Genomic DNA, 19254 nt, shown 5'->3' on the forward strand with positions numbered 1-19254 from the left:
TCAGGCACCGCCCTGGCTTCGGCGTGCCCGCGTCCCGCCCGCACCGGTGCCTGACCACGCCCGCACCGAGAACCACAGAGGAACACCATGAGCCAGCCCGTAGACTCCGTCACCGCAGGGCACACCCCCGAGGGCCAGGACCGTCAGGAACCCGGTGCCGCCTGGTCGTTCGAGACCAAGCAGATCCACTCCGGGGCCGTCCCCGACCCGACGACCGGCGCCCGTGCCGTGCCGATCTACCAGACGACGTCGTTCGTCTTCCGGGACACCCAGCACGCCGCGGACCTCTTCTCGCTCGCCGAGCCCGGCAACATCTACACCCGGATCCACAACCCCACCCAGGACGTCCTGGAACAGCGGATCGCCGCGCTGGAAGGCGGAGTCGCCGCGGTGGCCCTCGCCTCCGGACAGGCCGCGGAGACCCTCGCCCTGCTCACGCTGGCCGGTGCCGGGGACCACATCGTCTCGTCCACCTCGCTGTACGGAGGCACGTACAACCTGCTGCGCCACACGCTCCCCCGGTTCGGCATCGAGGTGTCGTTCGTCGACGACCCCGACGACATCGCGGCGTGGTCGGCGGCGATCCGGCCGAACACCAAGGCGCTGTTCGCGGAGACACTGGGCAATCCGCGCGGTGACGTCCTCGACATCCGGGCGGTCGCCGACGCCGCGCACGCGGCCGGGGTGCCGCTGGTCGTCGACAACACCGTGCCCACCCCGTTCCTGCTGCGTCCGATCGAGCACGGCGCGGACGTCGTCATCCACTCGGCGACCAAGTTCCTCGGCGGGCACGGCACCACCATCGGCGGCGTGGTCGTGGACGGCGGTACGTTCGACTTCGGGGCGCACGCCGAGCGGTTCCCGGACTTCAGCTCCCCCGACCCGAGCTACCACGGTCTGCGCTACTGGCCGGACCTCGGCCCCAGCGCCTTCGCGGTCAAGCTCCGGGTACAGCTGCTGCGCGATCTCGGCCCGGCGCTCTCCCCGCACTCCGCCTTCCTGCTGCTCCAGGGCGTGGAGACGCTGAGTCTCCGGCTGGAGCGGCACACCGCGAACGCCCTGGCGCTGGCCGAATGGCTGGAGCGCCGCGACGAGGTGTCGGCCGTCCACTACGCCGGGCTCGAATCGAGCAAGTGGTACGAGGCGGGGCGCCGCTATCTGCCGCGTGGCGCCGGTGCCGTACTGGCCTTCGAACTGCGGGACGGGGTGGAGGCGGGCAAGCGGTTCGTGGACGCGGTCGAACTGTTCAGCCACCTCGCCAACATCGGTGACGTACGGAGTCTGATCATCCATCCCGCGTCGACCACGCACAGCCAGCTGACCGAGGAGCAGCTGGCCGCCACCGGGGCGACCGCCGGACTGGTCCGCCTCTCCGTCGGGCTGGAGAACGTGGACGACCTCAAGGCCGATCTGGAGGCGGGATTCCGGGCCGCGAAGGCGGCGTCCTGAACCCGACGGCCCCCTCCACCGCACTCCCCCTCCCGCCGGCCACCGGAGGCCGGCGGGAGGGGGATCCGCCGGGCCGCCGCTCCTGGGTGCGCCTGGACCGGCCGCTGCCGCTGGAGTCGGGCGACGAACTGCCCGGTGTGCAACTGGCGTACGAGACCTGGGGACGCCGGGCGGCCGACGGTACCAACGCGGTCCTGGTGCTGCACGCCCTGACCGGGGACAGCCATGTGGCCGGGCCCGCGGAGCCCGGCCATCCCTCGGCCGGGTGGTGGGACGCGCTGGTCGGCCCCGGCAAGGCGCTGGACACCGAGCGCTGGTTCGTCGTCGCCCCGAATGTGCTCGGCGGCTGCCAGGGCAGCACCGGTCCGTCGTCCGGGCGCCCGGACGGGGCGCGCTGGGGCGGCGGCTTCCCCCATCTGACGGTCCGTGACCAGGTGACGGCGGAGGCGGCGCTGGCCGACGCGCTGGGCATCGGCCGGTGGGCGGCGGTGATCGGCGGATCGATGGGCGGCATGCGGGCGCTGGAATGGGCCGTCGGCCGGCCGGAGCGCACCGGATCGCTGCTGGTGCTCGCGGCGCCCGCCGCGGCCTCCGCGGAGCAGATCGCCTGGGGCTCCGTACAGATCTCCGCGATCCGTTCCGACCCCGCGTGGCGCGGCGGCCACTACCACGACGCGGCGCCGGGAGAGGGCCCGCACCGGGGCCTCGGACTGGCCCGCAGGATCGCCCATGTCACCTACCGCAGCGAGCCGGAGCTCGGCTCCCGGTTCGGCGGCGAGGCGCAGCCGGGCGAACATCCCCGCCGCGGCGGGCGGTACCGGGTGGAGTCTTATCTCGATCATCACGCGGCCAAACTGGTGCACCGCTTCGACGCGGGGAGCTACGTCACGCTGACCGAGGCGATGAACGGGCACGACATCGGGCGCGGCCGGGGCGGCGCCGCGCGGGCGCTGCGCCGGGCGCGGATGCCCGCGCTGATCGCGGGCATCGACTCCGACCGGCTCTATCCGCCCGCCCAGCAGGCGGAGCTGGCCGCGCTGCTGCCCGGCGCCGACCGGGTCCGAATCGTAAAGTCGCCGCACGGCCACGACGGATTCCTGATCGAGACGGTCCAGGTGGGCGCTCTCGTAAGGGAGTTGCTGCCGGACCGGCCGGATCCGGGCCGCTGATCCCCTCACCGCTGTTTCCGTCCACTCGCCCCGGGAGTTGTTCATGAGATCCGTTCCGCCGTCCGAGGACGCGTACGACGGGATGCGGCTGCGTCAGTGGTCGCGAGGCGCCGCCCGCTCCGCAGGTATCGAACGCCGTGATCTGCTGCGGCTGGTGGCGGCCGCCTCGGCAGCCGCCGGGCTGCCCGCCGGTCTCGCGGCCCCCGCGCAGGCGGCGCCCGGGGCGGCCGCCCCCGGCATCGTGAAGCCGCTGCCGCCCGAGGTGTTCACAGTGCGCGGCACCAACGCCGAGACCAACTTCGCGGCGCTGCGCCCGACCGGGCTGCTCACTCCCGCCGACCGCTTCTTCGTGCGCAACCACACCACGACCCCGCGAATCGACGCGTCCGGCTGGCGGCTGAAGGTGTGGGGCGACGGCCTCCGGGGCCCGGCGGTGGAGTTCACGTACGACGAGCTGCGGGCGCTGCCCACGGCCACCGTCACCTCGTTCGTCGAGTGTGCGGGCAACGCCCGCAGCTACTACACGACGCAGCAGAACGAGCAGGTCAGCGGCACGGCCTGGACCCTCGGCGCGATCGGTACCGCCCGCTGGCGCGGGGTGCGGCTCGCCGATGTACTGCGCCGCGCGGGCATCACCCGGAACGCGGTGGACGTGCTGCCGCGCGGGCTGGACGACGAGGTGGTCAGCGACGGGATCAGCCTGGGCCGGGTCCGCAGGCCGCTGCCGGTCGCGAAGGCGCTGGACGACGTCATCCTCGCCCTTGAGATGAACGGCGAACCGCTGCCGCCCGACCACGGCCATCCGGTACGTCTGATCGTGCCGTCCTGGGTCGGGGTCGCGAACATCAAGTGGGTCGGGGACATCGAGGTGAGCGCGTCGCCGCTACTGTCCCCGTGGAACACCGGCCTGTACCGGCTGTTCGGGCCCGGCTATCCGGCGGAGGGCAGTGCGCCGCTGACCCGGCAGACGCTGAAGAGCGCCTTCGAGGTGACGCCCGGGGCCTCGTTCCGCGCCCGCCGGCGCCATGTGCTGACGGGCAGGTCCTGGTCGGGCGGGGCACCGGTGCGCACGGTCGAGGTCAGCACCGACGGAGGTGCGCGGTGGCGTCGCGCCCGGCTGCGCGACGAGCCGCGGAGCGGAAGCTGGGTGCGCTGGTCGGCCGACTGGGTGCCCGGGGACCGCGGACCGGCCGTCCTGCTGGCGCGGGCGACGGACCGGTCGGGCCGCACCCAGCCGGAGACGGCCGTCCCCAACACACAGGGCTATCTCTTCGACGCCGTGGTCCGGCACGAGGTGCGGGTCGTCTGACGCGGCGGTGGGGGCCGCCCGGCCCCCACCGGGCTGCGCGGGACTCAGCCGCCGTCCTGTTCCGGGGCCCGGCCTGCGTAGTAGGTGGCGATCATGTCCTCGCCGCCGTGCCCGGCCGCTTCCGCGCGCTCGAAGCGGGCGGCCGAGGCCGCGGTCAGATCCAGCCGTACGCCGGTCCGCTCGGCGGCGTCGAGGATGAGGCGGGTGTCCTTGAGCGCCGTGCTCAGGGCGAAGCTCGGGGTGAGGTCGCCGGACAGGACCGCGGCGGACTTACCGTGCAGATAGCCGGAGTCGAGCGGGCCGCCCTTCACGGCGTCGAGGAACAGCTGCGGGTCCACGCCCAGCCCCTCGGCGAGGTTGAGGGACTCCGCCACGCCGCCCACCATGTTGATCACCCAGGTGTTGACCACGAGCTTCAGCCTGGAGGCGGCCCCCGGTTCCTCCGCGACCCAGACCGTGCGCTGTCCGATCGCGTCGAGCACGGGTGCGGCCACCCCGCGGGCGGCGGACGGTCCGGAGACGAAGACGGTCAGCGCGCCCTGTTCCGCCGGCTGCCTCGTTCCGGAGACCGGGGCGTCGAGGTAGACGAGGCCCAGGTCCGCGGCGCGTTGGGCCAGCTCGACCGAGGCGTCCGGTCCGACGGTGGAGCTCTGCAGCAGGACCTGGCCGCGGTGCACCCCGTCGGACGCGGCGGTGAGCGCGGCGGCGACGGAGGTCTGGTCGTTGAGCATGGTGAGGAGGACGTCGGCGCCGCGTACGGCCTGCGCGGCGGTGTCGGTGACGGTGGCGCCGGCCGCGGCGAGGGGCTCCGCCCTGGCCCGCGTACGGTTCCAGGCGCGGACCTCCAGCCCGGCCCTGAGCAGGCTCCGGGCCATTCCCGACCCCATGATTCCGGTGCCGAGGACGGCGACGACCGGCCGCTGCGGGGTGGCGTCGGCTGTTGCTGCGCTCATGAGGGCGATTCCCTTCGTCGGCCGCGCCGGGGTCGGCTCGCGGCGTTTCGGATGCTCAGGATTGCGGGAGCGCGCCTTCGAGTACCGCAGCGTGCACGGCTCTGGCGAGTCGCGCGCCCCAGCGCGAGCGGGGCCCGGCGAACGGTTCGCCCGGTCCGGCGCCCGGTGCGGGGGCGGCGATGCAGACGGAGTCGGTGGGGGTGCCGGAGCAGTCGAGTCCGGCGTCGAGGAGGGCCTGGACCTTGGCCTCTGTGGCGGTGGCGACGGCGTTGACGAGTGCGGCGTCCGAGAGCGGCACGGGGAGGACGACGACGATGTTGACCGTGCCGGGGCGCGGCGGTGCTGCGGTGTCCTCGGCGGGGGCCGCCGCCCAGCCGCGTACGCCGAGGCCGCAGGTGGCGGTCGCCGTCACGCCCTCGTCCGCGGCGACCGTGCAGGCGGCGACATCGGCGGCCGTCATCAGTCCGGCGCCGGGCCCGGTCAGGTGCTCGGCCTCGGCGATCTCGGCGAGGTGGCGGTCGGGGTCCAGCCGCGGATAGCCGCCGGGCACCTGGGCGTTGAGGATCCAGTCGCGCGGGCCGATACCGCCGCCGAGCACGGCGCTGCTGCACACCCGCCACCCGGGCCCCAGCCGCCACACCAGATGGTGCAGGGCCACGCCGTCCTCGTGCCGGGTCAGCAGTTCACCGCGCTGTTCGGGCAGCCGGATGCGTACGGAACGGATGGGACACCCCTCGGTGGCGCGGCGGGCCGGTGATCGGTCCCTGGTCCCGTGGATCATATGCGTCGGGGGCGGGGCGCCCTCGATCGGTGCCCCGCCCCCGGTGTCCGTTCAGGCCTCGGCGCGGCCCATCGCGATCAGCCGGTCCAGCACGGCGGCGTCGGCCTTGACCCCGTCGTGGGCGTAGGCGTCGGTGACCCAGGTGCGCAGGCCGCGTACGGCGTCGGCGGTGGCCAGGGCGTGCTCCCGGTCGACGAACATGTCGTCGTGGTAGACGGCGGCGACGACGGGGACCTCGTTGGCGGCGAGCCGGTCCAGGTCGTAGAGGGCCGGCCAGTCGGTGCGGGCGGCGAGCGCCTCGGCGGCGACGCGCAGCGGGACGAGCGCGGGGTCCTCCTCGAACTGCCAGGGGTAGACCATCTCGCCGGTGAACCGGAGCGGGCCCCCGGCGGTGGCGTCGAAGGCGGGGAACTCCTGGCGGACGCGGTGCGCGGACCAGTCGGTGGGGCGGCCGTCCTGGGCGTAGATCGGCTCGTGGAGTGCGGCGTACAGGGGGCGTTCGGCGAAGGACACGGCGGCGTCGACACCCCGCAGGAAGGTGTCGGTCAGCTCCGGCCCCTCGGCGCCGTCGGTGAAGGCCGTCTCCAGGAGGTAGTGGAGCGCGTCGAACTTGGCCGCGGTGCCGAAGTTGATGCCGAGGGTCTGGAAGCGGCGCACGGTGAGGCGTTCACCGGTCGGCATCCGGACGTCGTGGGTGTCCAGGTGTGCGGCAACGGCGTCGGCGAGGGCCTGATCGCCCGGGTAGCGGGCGAAGTAGCGCTCGTTGTGGGCGAGGGTGCGGGCGTAGGCGGCGCGGTACACGTCGTCGGCGTGGCCGGTGAGGGTCGGCAGTCCGCCGGTGATGTAGGCCCGGGTGAGCCCTTCGGGGGCGAGGCCGAGATAGGTGAGCGTGGTGAAGCCGCCGAAGCTCTGGCCGAGCACGCTCCACGGCTGTTCGCCCTGGAGCCGGCGGCGCAGGAGTTCGGCGTCGCGGACGATCGAGTCGGCGCGGAAGTGCGCGAGGTATCCGGCGGCGGCCTCGGAGTCGGTACCGAAGCGGGCCAGGGTGCGCCGGTCGGCGGGGGTCGAGCGGCCGGTGCCGCGCTGGTCGAGGAGGACGACGCGGTACTCGGTCAGCGCGCGGCGCAGCCAGGCGCCGGCGGCGTTGGGGCGTTCGGCGCGGCCGCCGGGGCCGCCCTGGAGCCACAGGAGACGGGGCAGGTCCTCGCTCTCGCGGCCCTCGGCGACGACTTCGCGGGCGAAGAGCGTGATGGCGGGGCCCTCTGGGGTGCGGTGGTCGAGCGGCACATCGAGGGTGTGGTCGGTGCAGACCAGGCCGCCGTGGCGGTAGGTGACGGGTGCTGGGGTGGGCATGGCGCTCCTCTCACGTCGCGTATCTCGCGTCGCGGAACGGTTTCACGGGTGACGGGCGGGCCCGCACCCGGGGGTGCGGGCCCGCCCGGGAGGTCAGTAGCCTGCGACGCCCAGGTCGCGGCAGATGGCGACGAGGCCGGGGTGCACGTAGCGCCCGTTCTCCTCGATGGCGACGCCGTCGAGGTAGATGGACGGGCCGAGGACGCTGCCGTCGGTGTGGGCGGCGGAGACCCACGGTTCGCCGCCGATCCAGGCGCCCTTGGTGCCGATGCCGAGTTCGACGCAGCCGAAGACGCGCTCGTCCTCGACGATGCGGCCGGTCGGGGCGAGGACGCCGGGGTTGAAGCCGAGCGACCAGTGCGCGACGCGGAACATGTTGGGGTCGTCGAAGGACTCCATCCAGCGGCGGAAGGTGTCCGCGTCGGCGTCGCCCTCGATCTTGGTGACGACGCCCTTCTCGACGGTGCAGCGGACCGGGGAGCGCAGCAGGCCGATCTCGTCCGGCGGCCACAGGGCGCCGTCGAAGACGAGCACGCCTTCCTGGGTCTCTTCGAGGGGGTTCCAGGAGATCTGGCCGGACAGCATGACCGTCTCGCCGGGCTTCTCCGCGGGCTTGCCGCGCAGGTTGATCGGCCGGTCGCCGTTGCGGCCCACCAGGTCGGTGCCGTTGGCGGAGGTGATCCGGACCTCGTCGGCGGCCTCCAGGAGGGCGACGAGGGCCTTGCCGAGGCGTATGACGCCCTGGAAGTCGGGGCGGCCGACGGTGGCGACCAGCATCTGGACGTCCATCGCGGTGAGGTTGGTGTAGCGGCAGCCGTTCGCCATGGCGGTGCGGAACGCGTCGGAGTGCATCAGGTACGAGACGGCGAACTCGATCCACACATCGGCGTCGGCGATGGCTCCGGCGACGGGCCGGGGCGGTTCCATGGAGGCGCCGGGCAGCGTCTCGTACCAGACGACGACGGGGTGCGCGCCGGCGGCGGCGACGGCCTGCGCGGTGGCCTCGATGACCCGGCGGTCGCTGCTCGTGTCGCCGGTGAGGACGACGTGCTCGCCGCGCTTGACGAGCATGACCTCCTCGACGAGCTTGCGGGCGGCCAGGGCGAGTTCGAAGCTGAGGTACTCGGGACGCGGTTCGAGCCTGCTGTACATGTCCATGGGGATCTCCTTGCCGTGCGGGTGGTGCTGAGTGGTGCGGTGGTGCGGGAAGTGGTTCAGGGGTGGCGGGGCCGTCAGGTCTTGAGGATCTGGGCCGAGTCGCCGAGCGAGCTGCCCGCGATCAGCCCGGCGCCCACCAGGTTGAGTTCCTCGTCGGCGGCCGGGCCGCGCAGCTTGCGGTAGCCGACCCGGACGACGAGGGCGCCGAGGACCAGCCAGCAGGCCTGCGGGGTGAGGATGAGGAGGCCGGTGGCGAGCATGACGCCCATCTGCCGCCGGGTGCCGCCGATCAGCTGGATGGCGGCGCCGGGGATGGCCCACAGGAGCATGGTGCGCACCGCGTCCGGGTCGCTGAGCCCGCTCTTGATGGTGTCGGCGTAGACCTTGGCGACGGGCGGGATGAGCCCCTGCCCGAAGTACGAGCGCCAGGCGAGGGCGACGACGGCGAGGGCGACCGCGAAACCGATGAGGGCGGCCAGGAACTGCTGGCGGCGGCCCTCGCGCTCGAAGGGGTCCCAGGGGCGGTGCTCGCGCCGCAGCAGCCAGCCGGCCTTGAGGTCGTACCCCATGTCGGCGAAGGCCGGGCCGGTGGCGGAGACGTATCCCACCAGCAGCGCGAGCGGCACCGACGGGATGCCTATGGCGAGGCCGAGGATGAGGAAGATCAGGGTGACGGCGAAGGACGGGAACCAGCCGGACTGCATGGCGGCGAGGCCGACGATCAGTTCGTGCACCAGTGCGGCGAAGGCGGCGAACAGCACCCAGCCGACGAGGCCGAGCGGGCTCATGTCGCCGATCAGCCCGCCGAGCACGGCGAGGACCACCGCGCCCCCGGTGAAGAGTGCATAGCCGCGGATCAGGGAGAGCCGCAGTGCGCGTTCGTCGACGGTGTACGCGGTGCTCGGGTCCGCCACCTCGACGGGCGCGGCGCTCGGGGCCTCCTCGACGGCCGCGGTTCGTTTGCGCTCGCGACGACCGAGCAGCAGGTGCACGGCCTGGCCGAGTGCCACGACGCCGGCGCCGACCATGACGCCGTGCGGGATGTATCCGGCGCCCAGATCGGTGTGGAAGAGGTCCGGGCCGTACTGGCGCAGCATCAGTCCGATGCCGAACATCATCAGCGCCCAGACGTTGCCCAGGAAGGCGACCCCGGCGGCGGAGAGCGGCAGGCTGAAGAGCGTTCCGGCGAGGCCGACCGCGGTGCCGCCCGCCAGGATCAGGGCCCGGCGCCCTCCCCGGTCGCCGGCCTTGATGGTCTCGGCGGCCGCGGTGCCGGGCGGCCAGGCCGCGTCGGCGGGCAGCAGCCGGGAACCGAAGGCGCGGTAGAGGACCCAGGCGTCCACGACGAGCCCGATGAACGCGCCCGCGAGCATCGGCCAGACCAGGTCCGTGCGCCCGAAGACGTACGGCACGGCCACGGATGTCAGCAGGGCGTTCGCGGAGGCGAAGGTGGCGGCGGAGATCGCGCTCTGGGCGAGGTTCTGCCGGTGCACGGACCGCATCCGGCGCAGGAAGCCCAGGGGGATGCGGCCGATGAGCATGGCGACGAGTGCGCCGACGACCGAGGTGTTGGCGGAGATGCCCAGCTTGGAGACCAGGTCGATGCCGATGACGGCTCCCACGGCGGAGAGCACCACCAGGATCACCAGCAGCACGGGTTCCATGACCCTGGGGTGCGACCGGGGCTCGTCGGGGGCGGACGGCGGCGGGGCAGGGTGCGGCGCGGAGACGTGGTGCGCCATGGGGCACCCCCTTCGGTTTGCAGGGCTGGGAGGCATGTCCGGGTCTCCGCGGCAGGGCGGAGCCGGGGCGCGCGGCATGACGGGAGGCCGCGGGCGGGGCAGGACCGGCTGGTTCAGCCGCCGAGGGCGGCGGTGATCTCCGCCGCTCCGGCGCGTACCAGCGTCACGAGGGTGCCGGCGGCCCGGTCCACGCGGTGGGACGGGCCGATGACGGTGAGGGAGGCGGGGACGCCGTCGCCCTGGAAGACGGGGGCGGAGACCGCGGTGACGGCCTCGTCGTACTCGCCGTGGCTGATGCAGTACCCGTCGGCGCGGACCTGCGCGTAGCAGGTGAGCAGGGCGTCCAGCTCCGTGATGGTGCGGTCGTTGAAGCGCGTCAGTCCGGTGGCGCCGAACATCTGCCGGATCTCGCGTTCGGGGTGGTACGCGAAGATGGTGTGCCCGGACGCCCCGGCGTGACCGGGCATGACGGCGCCGATGATCGCCGTGTAGCGGACGGGTCCGGTGCCGTCGACGGCGGCTTCGCAGCGGTAGCTGCCGCCGTGCGGGACGTTGAGGACGATGCTCTCGCCGGTCTCGCGGAGGAGCCGGGCGAGTATCGGCCGGGAGATCGAGGACAGCACTCCGCTGTGCTCGCTGACCCTGGCCAGCCGGGAAAGGGCCGGGCCGGGGCGGTAGCGGCGGCTGTTGTCGTCGCAGAGCAGGAAGCCGCGCGCGCTCAGGGTGGTGAGCAGGCGCTGGACGACCGCCTTGTCCCAGCCGTGGTGGCGGGCCAGTTCGCTGACGCCCCACTCGGGCCGCTGTTCGGTGAACGTGAGCAGAACGAGCAGGGCCCGGTCGACGGTCTGCAGCACGCCGGGGGCCTGCTGTCCGTCGCGGGCCGCGGTGGTTGTGTCCGTGCCGCGCTCAGCCATGGGCCGGGCCTCCTTCGTCCGCTTCGTCCATCTGTCGGTGCGCAAATCGCAACGGCGTTGCGATTTCTGGCGAAAGGATGCTGCCACGCCCAACGGGTGTCAAGGGTTTGCCGGAAATTCGCCTCGCGGCGGGAACGGCCTGCTCAGGGGCGGTGACGGAGGACCGCGCACCGGTGGCCCACCGTGCGGGCCGCAGCCGCCCGCCCGTCACTCGATTGGCCTAACTCGGCTTTACGGCCCACAGCGGCATCGCACGGGGCCTGCGCCCACGCGCCGGGGGTACGGCACCCCGACCCCACCGGCCGGGAAGTTGCAGCGTCCATCCGGGTGAGGCGCGATGGAATCCGGACGCGCCTTCCCTGCTGGACCCACCCACAGGACGCGCCCGGGGTAGGAGGAATCGGTCATGGGAGCCGCTGACGGTTTCACGGATTCCGGAGAGCTCGACGGCCTGACGGTGTACGACACCGCGGGCGAGAAGATCGGCAACGTGGGGCGGGTGTATGTCGACGACAACACCGGCCGACCGGACTGGATCACGGTGAAGACCGGCCTGTTCGGTATGAAGGAGAGTTTCGTGCCTCTCGCCGGAGCCCGTCGCGTGGGCTCCGACCTGCACATCTCCCATCCGAAGGACCGCGTCAAGGAAGCCCCCCGGGTGGACGCGGACGCTCATCTCTCCGTCTCCGAGGAGGAAGAGCTCTACCGGCACTACGGACTGACCAGGAACACCGGCGGCAAGCTCGGCGACCGTGCCGCCGGCACCGGTGCCCCGACGACGTCCGGGACCGGAACCATGGGCGCGGCCGGAGCGGGCGCGGCCGCCGGGGCAGGAGCCGGGGCCATGGGCGCCGGCACGGGCAAGCACCGGGACGCCGACACCTCCGGTACGGCCCGGCCGCTGGCCGGAGCGGGCGCAGAACGGTCCGCCGCCGGCCTGAACGGCAAGGAGGAACTCATCCGCTCCGAGGAGCAGTTGCGCATCGGCACCGAGGAGTACGAGAGCGGCAGGGCCCGGCTGCACAAGTACGTCGTGACCGAGAACGTCACCCGGACCGTGCCCGTGTCGCACGAAGAGGTGCGCGTGGTGCGCGAACCGCTCAAGCCCGGCGACAAGGCCGCCCGCTCGGACATCAACGAACAGGACGTGGAGGTCACCCTGCACGCCGAGCGCGCCACGATGCGGAAGGAGACCGTGCCGGTCGAGCGGGTGCGGATGGAGACCAAGAAGGTGACCGAGCAGAAGGAAGTCTCCGCGGAACTGCGCAAGGAGCAGATCGACTACGCGGACGGCATGACCAAGGACGGCAAGGACATCGGCGGCAAGGACATGGGCGGCGAGTTCGGTCAGGGACGGCGCCGCTGACCCCCGCGCACCGCGCCGGACCGGCCGTACCGGACAGGAGCGAGGGGCGGACCCGCACCACGGGGTCCGCCCTCTCGTGTGCCGCGGGCCCCCCGGTCAGGGCCGCCCCGGGCAGAAGCGCACCGAGGGCCGCCCCTCGGGGCCGTCGGGTGTCACGACGGCCCTGACCCGGTAGACCTCCGCGATGAGCTCCTGGGTGATCACCTCGTCCGGGGCTCCACCGGCGACCACCCGGCCCGCGTTCATCACCACGATCCGGTCGCAGAACATCGCGGCCAGATTGAGGTCGTGCAGGGCGATGACGGCCGTCAGCGGAAGCGCGGTGACCAGGGACAGCAGTTCCAGCTGGTGCTGGACGTCCAGGTGGTTCGTCGGCTCGTCCAGCAGCAGTTCGCGCGGCTGCTGGGCCAGCGCGCGGGCGATCTGGACGCGCTGGCGCTCACCGCCCGAGAGGGTGTGCCAGGACTGGTCCCGGCGGCCGGTGAGACCGGTCCGCTCCAGCGCCTCGCCCACCGCGGCCTCGTCCGCGGCCGTCGCCGCCGACCATGCGCGGCGGTGCGGGATACGGCCGAGGCGTACGACGTCCACGACACTCAGCTCGACCTGGGTGAGGGAGTGCTGATCGACCACCGCGACCCGCTGGGCCACCGTGCGGCGGCCGATCCTGGCCAGCGGATCGTCGTCGAGGGTGACCGTGCCGGCGTCCGGGGCGAGGACCCCGGCCAGTATCCGCAGCAGGGTCGACTTCCCCGAGCCGTTCGGGCCGATCAGCCCGACGGTCGCGCCGGGCGGCAGTGCCAGTGAGACCCCGTCCAGGATGAGGCGGCCGCCCGCCTCCCGGCTGACCCGCTCGGCCCGCAGCCCGCCGCGGGTGGGCGGGGTCATGCCGACCGCCGGGTGCGGTAGAGGACGAGGACGAAGGCGGGCACGCCGATCAGGGCGGTGACGACGCCCACCGGAACCTCCTGCGGATCGAGGACGGTGCGCGCGAGGGTGTCGACCCAGACCAGGAACACGGCCCCGGCCAGCGCGGTGACCGGGAGCAGTCTGCGATGCCCGGAACCGGTGAGCGCGCGGGCCGCGTGCGGGAGAACCAGGCCGACGAAGCCGATGGCGCCGGCCGAGCTGACGAGTGCGGCGGTCAGCAGCGCGGTCGTGCAGAGCAGGACGATCCGGGTGCGCCCGACATGGACGCCGAGGGTGGCGGCCGCGTCCTGGCCGAACGCGAAGGCGTCGAGCGTACGGGCATGGCCGAGGCAGATCAGCAGCGTGACGGCCAGCACGGCGGAGCAGGTCCACACATCGGTCCAGCCGACGCCGCCGAGCGAGCCCAGCAGCCAGAACAGCACGCCGCGGGTCTGTTCGGCGTCGGCGGCGGTCATCACGACGAAGGAGGTGAGCGCGGAGAACAGCTGCATGGCCGCGACCCCGGACAGGACCACCCGGTCGGTGCTGCCACCGAGGGTGTGGCTGAGCAGCAGGACCAGCGCGAAGGAGCACAGCGCCCCGATGAACGCGCCGGCCGACAGGGACACCGCTCCCCCGCCGACCCCGAGCACGACGACCACGACCGCGCCGGTCGACGCCCCGGAGGAGACACCGAGGACGAACGGGTCGGCGAGCGGGTTGCGCAGCAGCGACTGCATGACCGTGCCGCAGACCGCGAGCCCGGCGCCGCAGACGGCGGCGAGCAGGGTCCTGGGCATCCGCAGGTTCCAGATGATGCCGTCGCGGATCGGGCTGAGCGGCGACTCCCCGAGCCCGAGGTGGGCGGCGACCGTGTCCCGGACGTCGCCGACGGAGATCCTGGCCGGGCCGATGGTGACGGCCACCGCGACGGACAGGACGAGCAGCAGGAACCCACCGGCCCACAGGAGTCCACCGCGGATGCCGCGGATGCCCCCGATGCCTCTGATGCCGGGACGTCCGCGCTCACCGGCCGCGGGGAGTACGCGCTCCCCCGTCTCCGCGGCCTGTTCGGTGTCCGTCACCCCGTGAGCCCGAAGGTGCGCAGCCCGGCGGCGACGCGCTCCACGCCCTCGACCGTACGGATCGACGGGTTCATGGCCTGGCCGCTGAGCAGCACGTAGCGCTTGTGCCGTACGGCGTCCATGTTCTTGGTGGCGGGGCTGGACTCCAGGAACGCGATCTTCCGCGAGGCGCTCTCGGCGGTCTCCGACTTCCGGGTCAGATCGCCGATGACCAGCACGTCCGGGTTGCGGTCGGCGACCGTCTCCCAGTTGATCTGCGGCCATTCCTCATGGGTGTCGTCGAAGACGTTCTTCGCGCCGAGCTCGCGGGTGATGACGCCGGGCGCCCCGCAACAGCCCGCCAGGTACGGGGACTCGGCGTTGGCGAACCAGTACATCAGGGTGGCGCCGGAGGCGTCGATGCCGTCGGTGGCCTTCCGTACCCGGGCACGCAGCTCAGCCACGAGCTTCTCGCCCCGTTCAGGAACGCCGAACACCTTCGCCAGGTCGCGCACTTCGCCGTAGACGCTGTCCATGGTCAGCGCTCCGGTCCGGACTCCGTCGCCGTCCTTGCTGTTGTCCTTGGCGGTGCAGTCGGCGGGCGAGACGTAGGTGGGGACGCCCAGCTTCTCGAACTGCTCCCGGGGAGCGACGCCGCCCTTGGCGAGCGTCGACTCGAAGGAGGCGCTGACGAAGTCGGGCTCCTGGTCCAGGACCTTCTCCGACGAGGGGCGGTTCTCGGAGATCCTCGGGACACCGGCGTTGGCCTTCTCCAGACCCTTCATCACCGGGTCGGTCCAGGTGGCGGTGGCGGCCAGCCGGTCGGCGAGGCCGAGCGAGAGGAGGATCTCGGTGGACCCCTGGTCGACCGGGACGGCCCGGCGCGGGGCGGCGTCCACAGTGACGGTGCGCCCGCAGTTCTTCAGGGTCACCGGATAGCCCTCGCCACCGTTGGGCTTGGCTGCGGAGCTGTCACCGCCACCGCCACCGCCGCAGGCGGTCAGCAGGACGATTCCGGCCGTGAGCAGGGCGGCGGAGCGGGCGTGGCCGGCTATGGGCGGCACGGAGTACCTCGGCGTCTCTGGGCCCATGCGCGGGGCCCGGTGTACGGAGTTCCGCGACCCGGTGCCGGACCGCGGGTGCCAGCAGGTCTTCGGACTCGGGTTCGTACGGTCGGGACGCCTTCCCGGGAACCCATGGGTCTCCCAGTGGCCGTTGGCCCCGCCCGTCCCCCTCACCGCTGCGCGTCAGTTCCGGATTCGCACCGGATTCCCTGACCCCTACGTGGAGTTCGACTGGCCCCGGCACGCTACCACGGGCTTCCGCGCAGCTCAGCGGCGGTGCGGCCGGTGGAACGGGCGGGGTTCCCGGCCCCCTCCACCGGCCCGGTCGCTAGGGCCGCAGGAGCGCGACCACGGCGTTGTGTCCACCGAATCCGAAGGAGTGGCTGACGGCACGCCGGACCGGCAGCACCAGCGGCTGCTTGGTGACGCAGTCGATGTCGAACCCGGGCGCGGGCGCGTCCAGGTTGGCGACCGGCGGGATGATTCCGCGCTGGAGGGTGAGGATCGTCAGTCCCGCCTCGATCGCTCCGGCCGCGCCCATGCAGTGGCCCAGTACGCCCTTGGGCGCGGTGACCGGCGGCCGGTGCGGGAAGACCCGGCCGATGAGCGCGGCTTCGGCCGCGTCGTTGCGCCGTGTGGCCGTGCCGTGGGCGTTGATGTGCTCGACGTCCGCGGCCTGCCAGCCCGCGTCGCGCAGCGCGGCCTCGACGGCGGCCTGGGCGACCCGCCCGTCGGGGTGCGGGCTGGTGGGGTGGTGGGCGTCCGTGGTGGCGCCGGTGCCCGCGAGCAGTGCGCGCGGCTCGGCGCCCCGGGCCTCGGCGTCGGCCGCGCGCTCCAGCACCATGACGGCGGCGCCCTCCCCCATGACGAGCCCGGCCCGGTCGGCCGCGAAGGGCCGGCTGAGCCGGGACAGGTCCCCGTCCGCGTGGGCGGCCGCGCCGGATCTGGCGAATCCGGTCATGGCGATCGGGAAGAGGGTCGATTCGGTGGCTCCCGCGATCGCCAGATCGCACTGCCCGGTGACGAGCAGGTCCCGGGCCACGGACAGTGCGGTGATCCCGGACGAACAGGCGGTGCAGGGCGCCAGGCTCGGGCCCGTGGCGCCCATCTCGATCGCGATCTCGGCGGCCGGCATGTTCGGGATGGTGAGCAGGATCCCGGAGGGCGAGGTCGCCTCGGGTCCGCGCCGCTCCAGCACCAGCGCCTGATCGGTGAGACCGGCGGAACCGCCGCTGCTGGTGCCGACGACGACCGCGACCCGGCTGCCGTCCCAGCCGCCCGGGTCGAGCCCCGAGTCGGCTACCGCCTCCCGCGCGGCGAGTACGGCGAATTTGGTGTACCTGCCCATGCGGAAGGCCGTACGGCGACCGACCGCGGCGTCCAGGTCGATGCCGTCGACCGTGCAGGCGAAGTCGATCGCGCACCCTGCGAGTGCGGGGACGGTGCGGGCCGGGCTGACCCCGGCGCACACGCCGTCCCAGGTGGACTCGGTGTCGTTGCCGGCCGGGGTGATCATTCCCAGGCCGGTGACGGCGATGGCCGGCGTCTTCATCGGGCGGCGCTCGCCGGGGCCTCGCCGCCGGCCGCCACCCGGAGGAACTCCGTGAGCCCGGCGAGGCTGGTGTCCCTGTGCAGGGTGTCCGGGTCCAGCTCGACGCCGAGGGCCTCCCTCATGACGACGGCGAACTCGGCGACTGCCAGGGAGTCCATGTCCAGGCTGTCCATCGTGGATTCGGGGAGAATCTCGGCCACAGGCACCCTGAAGGTACGGCTGAGTACCTCGGTGATCGTGGGGTGAATCGCGCTCATGGTCTTCCTCTCCATCATGCCCGTCCGGCGGGGGTGTAAGGGGCGGCGCCTCTCACCGCCCCGACGCCGGAGTAACTGAGCAGAGTCCGTCCAGTTACGCCTTGCGGCGAACCGATTCGCCTCAGTGGCCGCGTGCCCCGGGGCACCACCGCGACAACACGGCCGCGGTGCCCCAGAAGGCCAGGAGCACGACGCCGACTCCGAGCCCCTGTGCCGCCTCGGCCGCACGGAGCAGCGGCCGGGCCCTCACCACTCGGCCCCGGCGGGCGCCAGTCGTCCGCCCGTGTGCCAGGACGCGTCCGGGTCGTCGTACGCCTCGGCGTAGCGGGCCCCCGTGATGGGCCAGTCGGCGAGCAGCTCCTCCGGCAGCCCGAAGGAGGCGGCGAGTTCCGGCAGGTGGGCAGCGACGGCGGTGACGAGTTGCTCGATGGTCTCCGTCAGTCCGTCGACCTGGCCGGCCGTGAGGTGGCCTGCGACGAGCAGGTCCCCGCTGTTGCGTTCGATCCAGCGCAGCGCGAACAGCCGGGCCAGATCGCTCAGCCGCTCGCGGGCGGGCCCCTCGGGCAGGTCCTCGACGGCCTGCGCGTAGGCGTCGGCCGCCTGCCGGTACGCGTGCGCCTCGACGCCACGCAGTGCGGGCCCTGATCCCGCGTTCCACCGCTTCAGCGGTCCACCGTGCGGGGCCCGTGCCATGCGTGCGCGGGAGCGGGCGAACTGGATCCGCTCCACCTGGGCCAGGAGCCGGCCGAGGTACCGCAGATCGTCCAGGCCGCCGGCCGGCGAGCCGTCCGGGAAACCCCCCTCGTCCAGTGCCGCGGGCATCGCGGAGATGACCATCTCGGACGCCGCCTTGGCGTGGATGGCCAGGTTGTCGCCCTCCGCGGTGATGGCACCCTCCACCCCGGTGACGAGTTCGGTGATCCCGTTGCTCTCCAGCAGGCCCTGGGCGCCGCAGCGTTCGCGGCATTCGACGATCACGGACCTGGCCTGCCAGGTGATCCATCCCTTGGCGATGTCGACCAGCTGCCCTGCTGCCTCGCGCTCCGGCGCCGGGCCGTGCACCGCCGCCTCCCAGCGGTCCAGGGCACGCCGGTGCAGCAGGCTCATCGCGAAGACGGTGGCCATGGCCCCGGCGAGCGGGCCGTGGTGGCTGCGGTGGGCGATCACCGCCAGCGGCGGCAACGCGCGGCCCCCGGAGATGTACCGGTGGCCGGAGTAGCGGACCGCGATGGCGAGGGTGGCCCGGGCGGAGCCCACCGCGCTCGCGCTCATGCAGATGCGGCCCGTGGTCACGCGGGCGATGGAGGCGAGGAACCGGCGTCTGCGGCCGGCGGTGCCGCTGCGGAACACCCCGTCGTCACCGACCTGCCCCTGTGCGCCGCCGAGCAGCGCCTCACGTCCCACGAATACCTGGTCGAAGGAGGTCAGGCAGTGGTCCACGGGGCTGCCCATCCGTGCCGGAAGCCTGCGGATCCGTACCCCGGGCAGGGTCTGGAACGCGTCGGTGAGCGGCACCAGCAGCAGGAAGACTCCGTGGTCGACTCCGCCGACGAACAGCCGGGCGGCGACGAGCCCCGACTTGGGGCCGCCGGCCTGGCTGGTGTTGGGCATGAACTTCTGCGCGCCCAGGTGCGGTGTGTGCAGCACGAATCCGTCCCGGGCAGGGTCGTAGGTGGCCGTCGTCTCGACCGCGGCGGCGTCGTTGCCGTGCGCCACCTCCGTGCAGAGGAAGGTCCCGATGCGTCGCATCGCGAGGAAGTCCGACAGATCGCGGGACCGGTCGGTGTCGTGGTCCAGCAGGCTGCCGAGGAAGAGGTTGTAGTGGATTCCCGCGACGGTGGCGAGGGTCGGGTCCACCGGGGCGAGCCATTCGTGCAGTGCGGCCAGGCCGCGGGGGTCGGCGGCCAGCCTGGCGCCGCTGTCAAGGGCGTTGTTGAGTGTGCGCAGGCGTGCGTAGGCGAGTGCGAGCTGTTCGTCGGAGGTGGGGCCGGGCGGGGGGAACGCCGGCCTGCGGAACGGCTCGGTGGCGATGATCCGCTGCCAGAAGCCGTGTTCCCGGCGGGCGTGCGCGCCGAGGAGCACCGTGGTGAGCCGGTCCGCGACGTGTTCCGTGACGGGTTCGGTCACAGCGGTGCAGTCGATCGTTGTGGTCATACGACAGGAACGATCAGGAAACAGTCAGGACACCCGGATTTCCGGTATTGACCGACCTTTTCT

Annotated in this window: 16 protein-coding genes and 1 riboswitch; of the genes, 4 read left to right on the forward strand and 12 right to left on the reverse strand. The window is 73.0% G+C overall.

Going from position 1 to position 19254, the window contains the following annotated elements:
• The first annotated feature begins 87 nt into the window (after positions 1-87).
• From ACIO3R_RS20960 to ACIO3R_RS20970, 3 genes are read left to right on the forward strand one after another with little or no spacing between them, the layout of a single operon-like run.
• Positions 88-1449, forward strand: coding sequence for a bifunctional o-acetylhomoserine/o-acetylserine sulfhydrylase (locus ACIO3R_RS20960; protein WP_385037242.1), 1362 nt, complete (start codon positions 88-90; stop codon positions 1447-1449).
• Complete coding sequence (locus tag ACIO3R_RS20965) at positions 1446-2618, forward strand: homoserine O-acetyltransferase (protein WP_402107821.1); 1173 nt, start codon at positions 1446-1448, stop codon at positions 2616-2618. The genes ACIO3R_RS20960 and ACIO3R_RS20965 overlap by 4 nt, the downstream gene beginning before the upstream one ends.
• A 43-nt stretch (positions 2619-2661) precedes the next feature.
• On the forward strand, positions 2662-3927 hold the full coding sequence (locus tag ACIO3R_RS20970; protein WP_402107596.1) for a sulfite oxidase: 1266 nt from the start codon (positions 2662-2664) through the stop codon (positions 3925-3927).
• 44 nt (positions 3928-3971) lie between these two features.
• On the opposite strand, the gene ACIO3R_RS20975 is transcribed toward ACIO3R_RS20970, so the two are convergent.
• From ACIO3R_RS20975 to ACIO3R_RS21000, 6 genes are all read right to left on the reverse strand, one after another.
• Complete coding sequence (locus ACIO3R_RS20975) at positions 3972-4880, reverse strand: NAD(P)-dependent oxidoreductase (RefSeq protein WP_402107599.1); 909 nt, start codon at positions 4878-4880, stop codon at positions 3972-3974.
• Positions 4881-4935: 55 nt separating this feature from the next.
• The gene (locus ACIO3R_RS20980; RefSeq protein ID WP_402107601.1) at positions 4936-5661 is read right to left on the reverse strand and encodes an adenosylcobinamide amidohydrolase; all 726 of its coding nucleotides are present in this window, start codon (positions 5659-5661) and stop codon (positions 4936-4938) included.
• A gap of 51 nt (positions 5662-5712) precedes the next feature.
• Positions 5713-7014, reverse strand: a complete 1302-nt coding sequence (locus ACIO3R_RS20985) for an alpha/beta fold hydrolase (RefSeq protein ID WP_402107604.1) — start codon at positions 7012-7014, stop codon at positions 5713-5715.
• A 93-nt stretch (positions 7015-7107) separates the two neighbouring features.
• Complete coding sequence (locus tag ACIO3R_RS20990; protein WP_402107607.1) at positions 7108-8172, reverse strand: hypothetical protein; 1065 nt, start codon at positions 8170-8172, stop codon at positions 7108-7110.
• A 74-nt stretch (positions 8173-8246) separates the two neighbouring features.
• Positions 8247-9914, reverse strand: a complete 1668-nt coding sequence (locus tag ACIO3R_RS20995; protein WP_385346150.1) for an OPT/YSL family transporter — start codon at positions 9912-9914, stop codon at positions 8247-8249.
• Positions 9915-10027: 113 nt separating this feature from the next.
• Positions 10028-10828 carry an IclR family transcriptional regulator gene (locus ACIO3R_RS21000; RefSeq protein WP_385032089.1) on the reverse strand — a complete coding sequence of 267 codons (801 nt, stop codon included), beginning with the start codon at positions 10826-10828 and terminating at the stop codon, positions 10028-10030.
• Between the two features lie 406 nt (positions 10829-11234).
• Between ACIO3R_RS21000 and ACIO3R_RS21005 the strand changes: the two genes are divergently transcribed.
• Complete coding sequence (locus tag ACIO3R_RS21005; RefSeq protein WP_385346152.1) at positions 11235-12194, forward strand: PRC and DUF2382 domain-containing protein; 960 nt, start codon at positions 11235-11237, stop codon at positions 12192-12194.
• A 96-nt stretch (positions 12195-12290) separates the two neighbouring features.
• On the opposite strand, the gene ACIO3R_RS21010 is transcribed toward ACIO3R_RS21005, so the two are convergent.
• The 6 genes from ACIO3R_RS21010 to ACIO3R_RS21035 form a co-directional block, all read right to left on the reverse strand.
• Positions 12291-13079: an ABC transporter ATP-binding protein gene (locus tag ACIO3R_RS21010; RefSeq protein ID WP_402107612.1), complete on the reverse strand. Its 789-nt coding sequence runs from the start codon at positions 13077-13079 to the stop codon at positions 12291-12293.
• Positions 13076-14185: a FecCD family ABC transporter permease gene (locus tag ACIO3R_RS21015; protein ID WP_402107614.1), complete on the reverse strand. Its 1110-nt coding sequence runs from the start codon at positions 14183-14185 to the stop codon at positions 13076-13078. Before ACIO3R_RS21015 ends, ACIO3R_RS21010 begins: the two co-directional genes overlap by 4 nt.
• Positions 14182-15255, reverse strand: coding sequence for an ABC transporter substrate-binding protein (locus ACIO3R_RS21020; protein WP_402107617.1), 1074 nt, complete (start codon positions 15253-15255; stop codon positions 14182-14184). Before ACIO3R_RS21020 ends, ACIO3R_RS21015 begins: the two co-directional genes overlap by 4 nt.
• A gap of 35 nt (positions 15256-15290) precedes the next feature.
• A riboswitch (cobalamin riboswitch) is annotated at positions 15291-15479 on the reverse strand.
• A 77-nt stretch (positions 15480-15556) separates the two neighbouring features.
• The gene (locus ACIO3R_RS21025) at positions 15557-16780 is read right to left on the reverse strand and encodes a beta-ketoacyl-[acyl-carrier-protein] synthase family protein (protein ID WP_385032074.1); all 1224 of its coding nucleotides are present in this window, start codon (positions 16778-16780) and stop codon (positions 15557-15559) included.
• Complete coding sequence (locus tag ACIO3R_RS21030) at positions 16777-17037, reverse strand: acyl carrier protein (RefSeq protein WP_402107620.1); 261 nt, start codon at positions 17035-17037, stop codon at positions 16777-16779. The genes ACIO3R_RS21025 and ACIO3R_RS21030 overlap by 4 nt, the downstream gene beginning before the upstream one ends.
• A gap of 246 nt (positions 17038-17283) precedes the next feature.
• Positions 17284-19191, reverse strand: coding sequence for an acyl-CoA dehydrogenase (locus ACIO3R_RS21035; RefSeq protein WP_402107623.1), 1908 nt, complete (start codon positions 19189-19191; stop codon positions 17284-17286).
• Positions 19192-19254 lie beyond the last annotated feature (63 nt).

This window comes from Streptomyces sp. NPDC087428 (assembly GCF_044744085.1).
GTDB lineage: Bacteria > Actinomycetota > Actinomycetes > Streptomycetales > Streptomycetaceae > Streptomyces.